Origin of the sequence: Devosia insulae DS-56 (assembly GCF_000970465.2) — a bacterium.
In the GTDB taxonomy this organism is placed as follows: domain Bacteria; phylum Pseudomonadota; class Alphaproteobacteria; order Rhizobiales; family Devosiaceae; genus Devosia_A; species Devosia_A insulae.
In genome coordinates this window covers 1-13161 of the sequence record NZ_LAJE02000044.1, presented here as the reverse complement: position 1 = coordinate 13161, position 13161 = coordinate 1, and the positions used below count along the sequence as shown (strand labels likewise).

Sequence of the window (13161 nt, the reverse complement as noted above, 5' to 3'; positions counted from 1 at the left end):
GCTCAGCCACCGGCCGCCGGCGGCGGTCGCTGCGCCGGGGCAGGGCCACGCAGATGCTGGTGCACAAAGGTCACCGCCATCGCCCCTTCGCCGACCGCCGAAGCGATGCGCTTGGTCGATTGCCGCCGCACATCGCCCGCGACGAAAATCCCCGGCACGCTGGTTTCCAGCCAGAACGGCTCGCGTTCCGCTAACCAGCCCTCCGGTTTGCGACCAGCCTCGCGCACCAGGTCCGCTCCCGAAAGGATAAAGCCCTGCGCATCGAGCTGCAGCTTATCCTTCAGCCAGTCGGTGCGGGGCGAGGCGCCGATGAACACGAACACCGCCCGCGCCGGCACCTCGGTGACCGCGCCGCTGGCGCTGTCGAGCACCGCCACCGCCTCGAGGCTTGCCTCGCCGACCAGCGCATGGATCGAGGCGCCGGTCTGTACCGCGACGTTCTCGGCCTCCTCGATCCGCTCGATCAGGTATTGCGACATGCTGTCGGCCAGCGATTTTCCACGCACCAGCAGCGTCACCGAGCGGGCGTAACGCGCCAGGTGCAGCGCCGCCTGGCCGGCGGAGTTGCCGGCGCCGACGACGAAGACATCCTGTCCGGCCGTCCCCATCGCCTCGGTCATCGCCGCGCCATAATAGAGCCCGGCGCCCGACAGCCGCTCCGCTCCCGGCACATCGAGCAGCCGATACGATACCCCGGTCGCGACGATCAGCGCCTGCGCCGCGACCTTGCTGCCATTGCTCAGCGTCAGGATGTGGTAGCCGTCCCGCGTCTCGAGGCTCAGCGCCTCGACCGGCGTCAGGATCTCCGCCCCGAAGCGCCGCGCCTGTTGCACGCCGCGGCGCGTCAGGTCGGCGCCGCTGAGTCCCACAGGAAAGCCGAGATAGTTCTCAATCCGCGAGCTGGTGCCCGCCTGCCCGCCGGGCGCCTCGCGCTCGATCAGCAGCGTCCGCAAGCCTTCCGACGCACCATAGACGGCCGCTGCCAATCCGGCCGGCCCGGTCCCGACCACCACCAGGTCATAGGTTTCGGCCACCGCATGGGTGTGCAGCCCGACCTTTTCGGCCAGCGCGGCGATGGTCGGGCGCGACAGTGCGGTGCCGTCGGCGAGGATCACCAGCGGCAGTGGTTCCGCCGCGGCCCCCGCCAGCTCGCGCAGCGTCGTCGCCTCGGCGTCGGTTTCGATGTCGAGCCAACGATACGGCACGAGGTTGCGGGCGAGGAAGTCGCGCACCCGGTGGCCGTCGGCCAGCCAGCGATGGCCGACCACCCGCACCCCCTCGAACACCGGCTGATAGTTGGCCCGCCAGTCGTCCAAGAGGTCGTCGAGCACCGGGTAGAGCTGCTCTTCCGGCGGGTGCCACGGCTTCATCAGGTAGTGGTCGAGCTTCACCTCGTTGATCGCCCGGATCGCCGCGTCGGTATCGGCGTAGGCGGTGAGCAGCACGCGCCGCGCGTCCGGGTAGAGCTCCATTGCCCGCGCCAGGAACTCGACGCCGCTCATCTGCGGCATCCGCTGGTCGGCGATGAACAGCGCGATCACCCGGTTGGCCAGCTTGAGCTCTCCGAGCACCTCGAGGGCTTCTGCCCCGGAGGCCGCACGCTCGATATCATAGCTCGCCGCGTAGTGCCGCCTCAGGTCGCGAGTCACCGCGGCGAGAACCGAAGGTTCGTCGTCGACGGCAAGGATCACCGGTTTTTCCATCGCTAGGCCTGGATGATGTGGGGCAGGGGAGCGGCCGGTAGTGGCAGCTTGATCTCGTCCCTGAGGCTCGCCGCCTCTTCACGCGCCTCGGCCGCCGCCTCCGGCTCGCCCAGCGCATCGGCAACATCGCCAAGCACGCTCAGGGCGTTGGCGAGATATGGCTTCAGGTCCATGCGGCGGAAATAGCCGATCGCCGAGCTGATGGTCTCGCGCGCCTCGCTTGCCCGCTTGAGCCGCAGCAGCGCCCGTGAAAACGGCATGGCCAGCGCCGCGACCACGAAGTCGTCATCGGTCGAGCGCGCGCTGTCGATGGCGCCGCGCAGCTTCTCGATCGAATCCATCGAGCCCTGCTCGAACTCGGCCTCTGCCACGCCGGCGCGGATCAGGTTGATATAATAGTCCATGCCCACTGCATCGGCGAGCTTCAGCGAGCGCCGGAACTGCGCCAGCGCATCGTCGATATTGCGTTTGTCGAGTTCGCCCCGCCCCACGCCGAAATATCCGGCGCAGGCACATTCGAGACCATTGGCGGACATGGCGAGGTCGGCGCCGATATGCGCGTGTTCCAGCCCCCGCTCGATCTCGCCCATGTCGTAGTAAGCCATGCTCGCGCCGATGTGGACGTCGGCCCGCTTCACCGGCGAACCGATGGTGGGGATCAGCGCCAACGCCTCCTCGACCAATGTATTGGCTTCCTCGAACTGGCCCAGTCGCGCCAGCGCAATCGCCCGATAGGTCAGGGCGTGGCCAAGGATATCCGGCGCGTCCTGCTTGCGCGCCATCTCGATCACTTCGGCCAGCTTTTCTTCGCCCGAGCGGGCGTCCCGCTCGACCAGCGACCAGGTGGCGATGAACAGCGGCAGCAGCAGCACCTGGTCATCGCCGGTCTCCGTTGCCAGCAACTGCGCCTGTTCGAGATAGGGGAAGCCGCGTGACGGGAAGCCGGTGACCATGTGGACGTTGCCCATCCACGACAGCGCCAGACCGAGCCGCCGCTTGTCGCCGAGCTCGCGGGCGATCTGCACCGCCTGCTCGATCTTTTCCAGCATCCCCTCGTACTGGCCGCGGCGATTGCGCACCCAGGCCCATTCGAGAATTGCATCGATCAGGTCGGCCGGCATGGCGCTCGGCATCTTCTCGAGCGTCGACAGAATCCGGTCGCGATGCTCGAGTTCTTCGCGCACCGCGTAGACCCGCCGCGCATTGTCGGCGGCGACCCTTGCATATTGCAATGTCCGTTCGAGATCGCCGGCCTCCTCGAAATGATGCGCCAGCATGGCCGCGAACTCCTCGCGCCGTTCGGCGAACAACAGTTCCAGCGCCGAGCCGCAGCGCGCATGGAGGTCCCTGCGCCGCGACCGCAGCAGCAGGTCGTAGGCCGCCTCGCAGGTAAGTGCGTGCTTGAAGATGTATTCCCGCTCGGGGTCGCGGGCTTTCTCGCGCACCAGTTGCTCGTAGCTGAGGGTCGCGAGGTGCGGCTCAATATGCTCGATCCGCTCCAGCGCCGGCCCACTTTGCAGCACCGATTCCAGCACCCGGTGCTGGAACACCCGGCCGATCACCGCCGCCGTCTGCGCCACCCGCTTGGTGGTGTCGGGCAGCCGATCAATGCGTGCACTGAGCACGCCCGCCAGCGTATCGGGGATGGTTGCCTCGAGGATGGCGCGGGTGGCCCGCCAGTGCTCGTCCTCGCGCACCACCTGGCCACCGTCGATCAACGAACGCAGCACTTCCTCGAGATAAAACGGGTTGCCCTCGGAGCGCTCGAGGATCTGCGCCCGGATGCTCTCGGGCAGGTCCTCGATGTGGAGGAGGTTCCCCAGCAACTCGCTCGAACCTGCCGCATCGAGCGGTTCGAGATCGATGCGCGAAAAACTACTGCCCAGGCTCCCCTGCAGCCGATCCAGCAGCTGCCAGCTGGCCGCTTTCCTGTCGGGCCTGAGGATCGTCACCAGCATGATCGGCTCGAACGCCGCCAGCGTCGCCACCTGGGCGATCAGCTCCAGTGTCGCCGAGTCGGACCAGTGGAGGTCATCCATCACCATCACGTAGGGGGTCATGCCGCTGTCGGCGTGCATCACAGTCTTGATGGCGTTGACGATCGCTGCCGCGACGCCGTTGACCACCGTCTCGCCGGACATGGCGCGGAGCGCCATGCGGCTCTGATCCCCTTCCACCGCGATCATCGTTTCGTAGAACGGGATATCGCTCGACTTCAGCCCCAGCCGCTCGACCCACGCGGCAATCTTGTCGCGCACGGCGGGCGCCGCATCCATGTCGTCGGCGCCGACGATGACCCGACCCAGCTGTCGCCACGGATAGTAGGGCACCGACTGGCCGTAGGAGATAGCCCGCGATTCCCGCCAGATCGGCCGCGGTTCGGGCAGGGCGTCGCGCAGGTGCTTCAACTCGGCGATCAGCCGCGATTTGCCGAGGCCGGCTTCGCCGATCACCGCCACCACCGAGCCGATGCCCATGGTGAGGTCACTCAACCGGTCGCGCAGCAGCCCGATCTCACGGTCTCGGCCCACCAGCGGCGACGACAGCCCTTCGAGCCCCCGCGTCGCCTCGGGCACCGCCTTGATGCCGGCGACCTCGTAGCACTCGACCGCCTCACTCTTGCCCTTCATTTCGATCCGGCCGCGCGGCCGGAAATCGAACAGCGCGTGCACCAGCTTGTAGGTATCGGCGCTGATCAGCACCGTGCCCGGTTCGGCCGCCGACTGCAGCCGCGCCGCAATATTGGCGGCGTCGCCGAGCGCCGTGTACTCGGTTCTGATCGCATCGCCGACAAAGGCCAGCACCGCCATGCCGGTATTGATCCCGACCCTCAAATCGAAATCGACCCCGTGCTGCTGCTTGATGCCACCGGCATAGCGCATTGCCGCGTCCTGCATTTCGAGTGCGGCGCGCACCGCCCGTTCGGCATCGTCTTCATGCGCGATGGGCGCGCCGAACAATGCCAGCACCGCGTCGCCCATCAGCCGCGAGACCGTGCCGCCATAGTGCGAGACCGCCGCATTCATGAAAGCGAAGGCGCCATTCATGATGCCGGCCCAATCCTCGGGGTCCATCTGCTCGGCAATGGTGGTGGAGCGCGCCACGTCAGCAAACAGCACCGTCGCAAAACGGCGTTCGCCTTCGACGGGTCGGGCGACCTCGAGCGCATTACCGCAATTGGCGCAAAACTTAGCCGCGTCCGGGTTGCTGAAACCGCACTTGAGACACGTCTGCATCGCCATCTCTCGATGGACCCGCCGGTCGGACGTCAAGCCCCACCGGCTACAAGTCCTGTTGGTACCTTAGCGTTCAGAACTGGTCCAAACAAGCCACGGTTGCGGTAGCGTCGTGGTCCGGTCATCGGCTGGGCTGCGAGAATAGGTCGCAATTGACAAGCCCGTGTACCGATGTGATCATCAAGTCCTAAGTGCCGGTGCCTAAAGCAAATATGGCTCCGATTCTATATGGCCTGAGACCATACGGGCCATGTTTGCTCTGTAGCGATGCGCCAATGCATGGCCGAAGACGAGCAGAAACCCTGCTGCGCCCGATGTCTGTTTTGCGCCCGCATTAGGCGCCGACTGCCTCATCGTCTGCCCTCTGGAGGGGGAGTGGGATGGTCGTAGCAGTCGTTCTCGTCCTGATCGTCGTCGGCTCGGTGGCATTCCACTTCCTGAGCCCCTGGTGGTGGACGCCGATCGCCTCCAACTGGGGCTATATCGACAACACCATCATCATCACCTTCTGGATCACCGGCGCAGTGTTCGCGGCCGTGGTGCTGTTCGTCGCCTATTGCGTCTGGCGCTTCCGCCACAAGGACGGGCAGAAGGCCGATTACGAACCCGAGAACAAGCGGCTCGAGAACTGGCTGATGGGGCTGACTGCGGTCGGCGTTGCCGCCATGCTGATCCCCGGCCTGTTCGTCTGGGGCCAGTTCATCACGGTGCCGGCCGAAGCCACCGAAGCCGAAGTGGTCGGCGCACAATGGCAATGGTCGTACCGGTTGCCCGGCGCTGACGGCAAACTGGGGCTGTCCGACACCCGGCTCGTTGCCGCCGACAATCCCTACGGCATCAAGCCCGACGATCCCAACGGCCATGACGATGTGCTGATCGAGGCCGATTACCTGCACCTGCCGATCGACAAGCCGGTGAAGATGCTGCTGCGCTCGGTCGATACGCTGCACGATTTCTACGTCGCCGAGTTCCGTTCCAAGATGGACATGATCCCCGGCGCCGTCACCTATTTCTGGTTCACCCCCACCCGCACCGGCCAGTTCGAAGTGCTCTGCGCCGAGCTCTGCGGCACCGGCCACCCCTATATGCGCGGTGGCGTCGTGGTCGACACCCAGGAAGACTATGACGCCTGGCTCGCCGGCCAGTCGACCTACGCCCAGCTTTATGCCCCGGAGGTGCTCAAGACGGCCACGATCGACTAGAGCGTTTCGAACAAAACGCTCGAGGCCGCCGGGACTTCCGGGCGCGATTTTGCATCAGACGAAGTGCGAGGAGGCACTCTGATGGTCGACGCCACTCATGGGCCCGATGCCCACGCCGCCGAGTTTCCGGATGTCGAACTCTATCATCCGCGCAGCTGGTGGACGCGCTACGTCTTCTCGCAGGACGCCAAGGTGATCGCCATCCAGTATGCCAGTACGGCGCTCGCCATCGGCATGCTGGCGCTGGTGCTCAGCTGGCTGATGCGCATGCAGCTGGCCTTCCCCGGCTTCCTTACCTTCATCGACGCCGCGGCTTACTACCAGTTCATCACCATGCACGGCATGATCATGGTGATCTACCTGATCACCGCGCTGTTCCTCGGTGGCTTCGGCAACTACCTGATCCCGCTGATGCTGGGGGCGCGGGACATGGTGTTCCCCTACGTCAACATGCTCAGCTACTGGACCTATTTGCTGGCCGTGCTGGTGCTGGTGGCCAGTTGGTTCACCCCCGGCGGCCCGACCGGCGCCGGCTGGACCCTCTATCCACCGCAGGCCATCCTCTCCAACACCCCCGGCCAGGAATCCGGCATCGTCCTGATGCTGGTGTCGCTGATCCTGTTCGTCATCGGCTTCACCATGGGCGGGCTCAACTACATCGTCACCGTGCTGCAGGGCCGCACCCGCGGCATGACGCTGATGCGCATGCCGTTGACCGTCTGGGGCATCTTCATCGCCACCGTCATGGCCATGCTGGCCTTCCCGGCGCTGTTCGTCGCCTGCGTCATGATGCTGTTCGACAAGCTGCTCGGCACCAGCTTCTTCATGCCGGCTTTGGTCGAGATGGGTGAGCTGCTGCCGCATGACGGCGGCAGCCCGATCCTGTTCCAGCACCTGTTCTGGTTCTTCGGCCACCCCGAGGTCTACATCGTGGCGCTGCCGGCTTTCGGTATCGTCTCCGACCTGATCAGCACCCATGCCCGAAAGAACATCTTCGGCTACCGCATGATGGTCTGGGCCATCGTCATCATCGGCGCGCTGAGCTTCGTGGTCTGGGCCCACCACATGTATGTGAGCGGCATGAACCCATATTTCGGGTTCTTCTTCGCCGTCACCACGCTGATCATCGCCGTGCCGACGGCGATCAAGGTCTACAACTGGGTGCTCACGCTGTGGCGCGGCGACATCCACCTCAATCCGCCCATGCTGTTCGCCCTGGCCTTCATCGTCACCTTCGTCAATGGCGGGCTCACCGGGCTGTTCCTCGGCAATGTGGTGGTCGACGTACCGCTGTCGGACACCATGTTCGTCGTGGCGCATTTCCACATGGTGATGGGGGTCGCGCCGATCCTGGTGATCTTCGGCGCCATCTACCACTGGTACCCAAAGATCACCGGGCGCATGCTCGACAACACCATGGCGCACCTCCACTTCTGGGTCACCTTCCTCGGCGCCTACCTGATCTTCTTCCCCATGCACTATCTCGGCATCATGGGGGTGCCGCGGCGCTACTTCGAATCCGGCGACATCTCGTTCCAGCCGCCGTCGGCGCATGATCTCAACATCTTCATCACCGTGATGGCGCTGATCGTCGGCGCGGCGCAGCTGGTGTTCGTCTTCAACCTGATCTGGTCGATCCGGCACGGCAAACCCTCCGGCGGCAACCCGTGGCGAGCCACCACGCTCGAGTGGCAGACCCCCGAGACGCCGCCCGTGCACGGCAATTTCGGCCGCGAACTGCCGGTGGTCTATCGCTGGGCCTATGACTACAGCGTGCCGGGCGCCGCCGAGGACTTCATCCCGCAGAACCAGCCCGGCACCAACCCGCCGCACTCCGAGGCGCCCAGGAAGCGTAAGGGCACCAAGCCATGAGCGTCGTGGTGATGTTCTTTGCCATCATCGCCGGCCTCGCCGGCTGGTGGCTGGCGCGCCAGCGGCTGACGGTGAAGCCGTGGCTGGAGCAGGGGGTGATCGAAGGCGTTCCGGATTTTGCGGCCTCGCGCGATCCGGCCAAGCGGGTCGGGCTCGGCTTCCTGCTGGCCGTTATCGGTTCGCTCTTCGCCTTGCTCACCGGCGCCTATTTCATGCGCCGCGAACTCGGCGACTGGCAGCCGTTGCCGGTACCGCCGATCCTCTGGTTCAATACTGCGATGCTGCTGGCCTCGAGCATCGCGCTCGAATGGACGCAGCGGGCGGTGCGCCAGCGCAACCAGACCCAGCTCCGCTTCGGGCTCGTCGCGGCGGGCCTGTTCGCCATCACCTTCCTCGCCGGCCAGTTGTTCGCCTGGAGCGAACTTGCGGCGTCCGGCTACCTCGTCGACGGCAATCCGGCCAACAGCTTCTTCTATCTCGTCACCGGGCTGCATGGGCTCCACATCCTTGGCGGCCTCGTGGCGCTGGGCTGGGCCGGCATCAAGGCCTGGGGTAGGGGCGGTGTCGACAGTGTCCGGCTCAATGTCGAGCTCTGCGCCACCTACTGGCTGTTCATGCTGTTCGTCTGGATGGTGCTGCTCAGCCTGCTGGCCGGCTGGGCCAGTGATTTCGTCGCATTCTGCCAGCAGTTGCTGAGCTGAGGGGAGCCTCACATGTCCGATCCGGCCGTGACCCATACCGACCCGCAACCAGGCCTCACCGGTTTCGTCTCCGATTGGTCGTCCGACAAGACCGCCTTCAAGACCGCCTCCTGGGGCAAGGCGATGATCTGGATCTTCCTGCTCTCGGACACCTTCATCTTCAGTTGCTTCCTCATCGCCTACATGACGGTGCGGATGTCGACCACCGAGCCGTGGCCGAACCCGTCCGAGGTGTTCGCGCTCGAGATCGGCGGCGTGCATATGCCGCTGATCCTCATCGCCATCATGACCTTCGTCCTGATCTCCTCGAGCGGCACCATGGCGATGGCGGTGAATTTCGGCTACCGCCGCGACCGGGTAAAAACCACGGTGCTGATGCTGCTGACGGCGGCGCTCGGCGCCACCTTTGTCGGCATGCAGGCGTTCGAGTGGACCAAGCTGATCTCCGAAGGCGTCCGCCCGTGGGAGAACCCATGGGGCGCGCCGCAATTCGGCTCGGTGTTCTTCATGGTCACCGGCTTCCATGGCACCCACGTCACCATCGGGGTGATCTTCCTCCTGCTGATGGCCCGCAAGGTGTGGCGCGGCGATTTCGACACCGGCAAGAAGGGCTTTTTCACCTCACGCAAGGGCCGCTGGGAGATCGTCGAGATCACCGGCCTCTACTGGCACTTCGTTGACCTGGTGTGGGTCTTTATCTTCGCGCTGTTCTACTTGTGGTGAGAGGCAATCATGGCTGAAGCACACATGAGCTCACAAACCCTCGCGGCCCCGACCGACCATGCCGAGGGCCAGCAGCACCCCATCCGCCTCTACCTGATCGTCTGGTTCTGGCTGTTCGTTCTCAGCGCCTGCTCCTACGCGGTCGATCTGCTGCAGTTCCAGGGGTACCTGCGCTGGGGCCTGATCCTCATGCTGATGGTGGGCAAGGCCGGGCTGATCATCGCCGTGTTCATGCACATGGTGTGGGAGCGGCTGGCGCTCAGCTACGCCATCCTGGTGCCGCCGGTGCTGGTGCTGGTCTTCGTGATCCTGATGGCGTTCGAGGCGGACTACACCTTCTTCACGCGCATGGAGTTCTTCGGCGCGAGCCCCGCAGTGCCCGCGCCGGTCGTGCATTGAAGCTGGCCTCAAGGCCTACTGGGCTGGTGGGGGCGATAGCGACGCGAGATAAGCGATAACGTTCATCGCGTCTTCGGGCTTCGCCAGTCCCGCGAAGCTCATCTTGGTGCCTTTGACGAAATCCCTGGGCTTGGCGAGGAATTGCGCCAGGTTCTCGGGCGTCCACACCAACCCACCGGCGCCGGCATCCTTCATCGCCTGGGAGTAGTTGAAGCCCTCGTAGGTTCCGGCGGCCCGTCCGACCACCCCGGTCAGCACAGGACCAACCTTGTTCGTCGCCCCTTCGCCCGCCGCGTGGCAGGACATGCACTTCTTGAACACTGTCTCGCCCAGCGCAGCGTCGCCGCCCTGAGCCAAAGCTCCTCCGCCGCTCAGTAAGAGAACGGCAATTGCAATCGCAGTCCGAACCATCTCACGACCTCCCTGACTGACCACGCATCGAAATCAGCTCCCGGTAATGTCGGGTCAGCTGGGTGAGTATAGCGCGGGCGAACGGAACGCCAAAGCGAGTCTACAGCCCACCTTGACGCCGCGCCCCGCATTCGGCACATACGTCCCTGTCGCGGGTGTAGCTCAATGGTAGAGCAGAAGCTTCCCAAGCTTACGACGAGGGTTCGATTCCCTTCACCCGCTCCAAGCTCCTAAGCGCAGGTTCCCGGATTTTAGCTCCTTTTTGGCTCGGGCTTCTAGGAAGGAGCATCGGATGTCAAACCTCGATCAGCTCAAGCGTCTCGTCGAAGCGCTGGCAGTCAAGCTAGAGCCTCTCAAGAAGCACGAGTGGACCGGACCGACTGAAGATGAGTTCTTCGGTCTGATCCAACGTGCGGCTATCGTCCGCCAGCTTGAGGCACTGCAGGCTCAGCTGGCGCTTTCAGCAGCGGGGCAGGGCGCGTTCGGCGTTTCGCTGCTGCGGCCGAGCTACGAAGAGATGATCTGGATCGAATATCTGCTCACCGTGAAGTCGGACGCCTCTCGCGTTCTGCGACTTCTGGCGGCCGGTGGCGCCGCAAAGAGCGTAACGGCTCAGGCGGACTATCTCGGACCTAACACGTCGTTGCGGATCGGATGGCTGCCAGAGCAGGTGGCGTTCCATGCCGCAAATGGCGAAGCGGTCGCGAAGGAACTCATGGCTTTCAAAACCAAGCTCGGATGGGACAAGAGCCCGCCCACGTTCAAATGGGTGTCGAAAGCGGCGGGCAGGGAGAAGGAATACAATTTCCTCTACCACGGCACGTCGTCATTCGTTCACTTCTCGACCCACGAGCTCATGCGGCGCATCTGGGGCAGCAAGGGCAAGGTGACGATTGGGTCCGGTACATTCGCCGGCTACTGGGAAGAGTTCGCCTGCTATTGGGCAGCGCGGACCTTCATCAACCTGCTGGTTGCAACGGAAGTGTGGGTCCAGGACGGTTCGCAGGACGAAGAGCCGACGGAGTTGCTCGACATCGCCGAAAAGCTCTACCCGGTGCCGATCGTGACCCGTGAAGAGCTCTTTTCTTGGCCGGACGACGACGGTCCAAAGAGGCACTGAAGTTGCGCTCTTGGCTGGCGCCAGCGGAGCGATCGCGTACATGGCCTTCTTCCGGAAGCTCGTGTTCTCAGCGTGGTCGCGAAGGATCGCCTGGATGATCTCCTTGAGCTCCCTCACGTCCTCGTGGGTCTCGGAGACCATCTCCTTCATGCCGAATGAGCCCCTTCAGCATAACAGTGGTCACACCGCTGCTGCGTGCCGATGGACGATGGTCGCCTTAACGCCCTCGTAGAGCCCTTCGTGCTGGACCATGTGGACCAGCGTGAAGGCGTTCTTCAGTCCCTCGATCATATCTTCGCGCGAAGGCTTCGCCGTATCTACATCGTCCGCTTCGTTCCGGGCGTAGTCGAAGAGACTGTTGATGTAGGTTTGCAGTAGCGCCGTATCGTACATTCGATCAGGAAACGCTGCTGTTCCAGGCGTGGGAATGCCGTGGTTCGTGCGGGCGCGGAGGACCTGATACCAGGACACGAGCTCGAACGTCCGCTCGGCAGCCTTATCGTCGATGAACTCAATGACTTCCTTCAGTGCTGCAATGGAAGATGTGGGCTCCGGAGGCAGCGTCTCCGTCCTTCCAGTGAGGCGTGATGCAGAGCCTCTGACATACGCTCCAAGCTCGCTGAGAGCATCGGGCATTTGGGCACGAGCCGCCAACCGCTTGCGGCGCATGGCGTCGTTGTGCCTGTCGCTTTCGTCCTTCATCTGTCGGCGCATGACGCCGATCGTCCACAATGCCGCGATCAACGCGATGATGGCAGCGACCATCGTCTGCCAGTCATACAGCCACTTCCCAGTGGCGTTCATGGCGCACCAAAACCAGTCCATTCAGAGCCCCTTCTGGAAAGCTAACCCCCGCCGATTCCTTGACGAAGCGGCATTCGGGCGTAGCTTACGCGACATATGGAATTAGTCCTCATCATCGTTAGCGTCCTCGTACCGATGGGGTATTGTGAGAAGACGGATGAGACACCTTCCCAAGCTACGACGAGGGTTCGCTTCCCTTCATCCGCTCTAACCCTTCATTGCAATCCAAGAGTGCAAAGGTCCCGTATCCAGACCTGATGCGGGGAGGGGCGGACCGACATCCACACCCCCGCGCTCAGTTGAAGTAAGTCGCCCGCCAGTCCGGCAGCGCGCCGATGGTTTGTCCCCCTTGATCGAACAGATGCACGAAATGTTCGGGGAACCGGATGGAAAGCCTGTCGCCTGCCTTGACGTGGCTGATGCCGCGCAGCGCGAGGGCGAAGTCGTTGCCGGCGCTGTCTTTGGTATGGACGATGGTGCCCGAGCCGAGCACCTCGGTGGTCGTCGCGGTCACTTCGAACGGCCCTTGTCCGAGTTCGGCGTGCTCGGGGCGAATGCCCAGCGTCACTTTGGCGCCGTCGGCGAATGCGAACTGGCGGCCGGGCAGGGGGATCACTGCGCCGGAAGCAAGTTCCACGGCGGCACCGTCCGCCACGCGCCGCAGCGTGCCTTTGAGCGTGTTCATCGGCGGGGCGCCGATGAAGTGGGCGACGAACAGGTTCTTCGGCTGCGCGTAGAGCTCGACCGGGCTGCCGACCTGCTCGACGCGGCCCTCGTTCAGTACGACGATCTGGTCGGCCATGGTCATCGCTTCGACCTGGTCGTGGGTGACATAGATCATGGTCGAGCCGAGCCGCTGGTGCAGCGCGATCAACTCGCTGCGCATCTTGATGCGGAGCTCCGCATCGAGGTTGCTGAGCGGCTCGTCGAACAGGAACGCCTTGGGCTCCTTGACGATGGCGCGACCGATGGCGACGCGCTGGCGCTGGC

At 64.2% G+C, this 13161-nt stretch carries 11 protein-coding genes and 1 tRNA gene; 7 read left to right on the top strand and 5 right to left on the bottom strand.

Translation table 11 applies throughout. The features are described 5' to 3' along the window. Positions 1-2: 2 nt before the first annotated feature. Together VW23_RS01780 and VW23_RS01775 are read right to left on the bottom strand one after the other, a co-directional pair. Positions 3-1691: an FAD-dependent oxidoreductase gene (locus VW23_RS01780; protein WP_201788002.1), complete on the bottom strand. Its 1689-nt coding sequence runs from the start codon at positions 1689-1691 to the stop codon at positions 3-5. A 14-nt stretch (positions 1692-1705) separates the two neighbouring features. Beyond that, positions 1706-4939, bottom strand: coding sequence for an adenylate/guanylate cyclase domain-containing protein (locus tag VW23_RS01775; RefSeq protein ID WP_069907875.1), 3234 nt, complete (start codon positions 4937-4939; stop codon positions 1706-1708). A 380-nt stretch (positions 4940-5319) separates the two neighbouring features. Between VW23_RS01775 and VW23_RS01770 the strand changes: the two genes are divergently transcribed. From VW23_RS01770 to VW23_RS01750, 5 genes are all read left to right on the top strand, one after another. Beyond that, entirely contained in the window at positions 5320-6141 is an 822-nt protein-coding gene (locus tag VW23_RS01770; RefSeq protein ID WP_069907874.1) for a cytochrome c oxidase subunit II, read from the top strand. 81 nt (positions 6142-6222) lie between these two features. Next, complete coding sequence (locus VW23_RS01765) at positions 6223-8013, top strand: cytochrome c oxidase subunit I (RefSeq protein ID WP_069907873.1); 1791 nt, start codon at positions 6223-6225, stop codon at positions 8011-8013. After that, positions 8010-8714, top strand: coding sequence for a cytochrome c oxidase subunit 3 (locus tag VW23_RS01760; protein WP_069907872.1), 705 nt, complete (start codon positions 8010-8012; stop codon positions 8712-8714). Before VW23_RS01765 ends, VW23_RS01760 begins: the two co-directional genes overlap by 4 nt. A gap of 12 nt (positions 8715-8726) precedes the next feature. Then, a complete protein-coding gene (locus VW23_RS01755) occupies positions 8727-9437 on the top strand; it encodes a heme-copper oxidase subunit III family protein (RefSeq protein WP_069907871.1) in 711 nt (236 codons plus the stop codon). A 9-nt stretch (positions 9438-9446) separates the two neighbouring features. Further along, positions 9447-9836 carry a cytochrome C oxidase subunit IV family protein gene (locus tag VW23_RS01750; protein WP_055887698.1) on the top strand — a complete coding sequence of 130 codons (390 nt, stop codon included), beginning with the start codon at positions 9447-9449 and terminating at the stop codon, positions 9834-9836. A 15-nt stretch (positions 9837-9851) separates the two neighbouring features. Here VW23_RS01750 and VW23_RS01745 read toward each other — a convergent pair whose 3' ends face one another. Beyond that, positions 9852-10193 carry a c-type cytochrome gene (locus tag VW23_RS01745; RefSeq protein WP_342029906.1) on the bottom strand — a complete coding sequence of 114 codons (342 nt, stop codon included), beginning with the start codon at positions 10191-10193 and terminating at the stop codon, positions 9852-9854. A gap of 205 nt (positions 10194-10398) precedes the next feature. On the opposite strand from VW23_RS01745, the gene VW23_RS01740 reads away from it, so the two are divergent. Then, positions 10399-10472: transfer RNA gene (locus VW23_RS01740), tRNA-Gly, on the top strand. A gap of 67 nt (positions 10473-10539) precedes the next feature. Beyond that, positions 10540-11367: a DUF5677 domain-containing protein gene (locus VW23_RS01735; RefSeq protein WP_069907869.1), complete on the top strand. Its 828-nt coding sequence runs from the start codon at positions 10540-10542 to the stop codon at positions 11365-11367. A gap of 180 nt (positions 11368-11547) precedes the next feature. On the opposite strand, the gene VW23_RS01730 is transcribed toward VW23_RS01735, so the two are convergent. Then, positions 11548-12192 (bottom strand): hypothetical protein, encoded by a 645-nt coding sequence (locus tag VW23_RS01730; RefSeq protein WP_069907868.1) that lies wholly within the window; start codon positions 12190-12192, stop codon positions 11548-11550. A 274-nt stretch (positions 12193-12466) separates the two neighbouring features. Continuing rightward, positions 12467-13161: ABC transporter ATP-binding protein (locus VW23_RS01725; RefSeq protein WP_141728181.1), on the bottom strand; the 695-nt coding region annotated here is incomplete at its 5' end.

Coding starts and splice junctions, on each gene's coding strand:
- VW23_RS01765 (WP_069907873.1), top strand. CDS start 6,223: ATGGTCGACGCCACTCATGGGCCCGATGCCCACGCCGCCGAGTTTCCG.
- VW23_RS01730 (WP_069907868.1), bottom strand. CDS start 12,192: ATGGACTGGTTTTGGTGCGCCATGAACGCCACTGGGAAGTGGCTGTAT.
- VW23_RS01735 (WP_069907869.1), top strand. CDS start 10,540: ATGTCAAACCTCGATCAGCTCAAGCGTCTCGTCGAAGCGCTGGCAGTC.
- VW23_RS01775 (WP_069907875.1), bottom strand. CDS start 4,939: ATGCAGACGTGTCTCAAGTGCGGTTTCAGCAACCCGGACGCGGCTAAG.
- VW23_RS01760 (WP_069907872.1), top strand. CDS start 8,010: ATGAGCGTCGTGGTGATGTTCTTTGCCATCATCGCCGGCCTCGCCGGC.
- VW23_RS01770 (WP_069907874.1), top strand. CDS start 5,320: ATGGTCGTAGCAGTCGTTCTCGTCCTGATCGTCGTCGGCTCGGTGGCA.
- VW23_RS01750 (WP_055887698.1), top strand. CDS start 9,447: ATGGCTGAAGCACACATGAGCTCACAAACCCTCGCGGCCCCGACCGAC.
- VW23_RS01755 (WP_069907871.1), top strand. CDS start 8,727: ATGTCCGATCCGGCCGTGACCCATACCGACCCGCAACCAGGCCTCACC.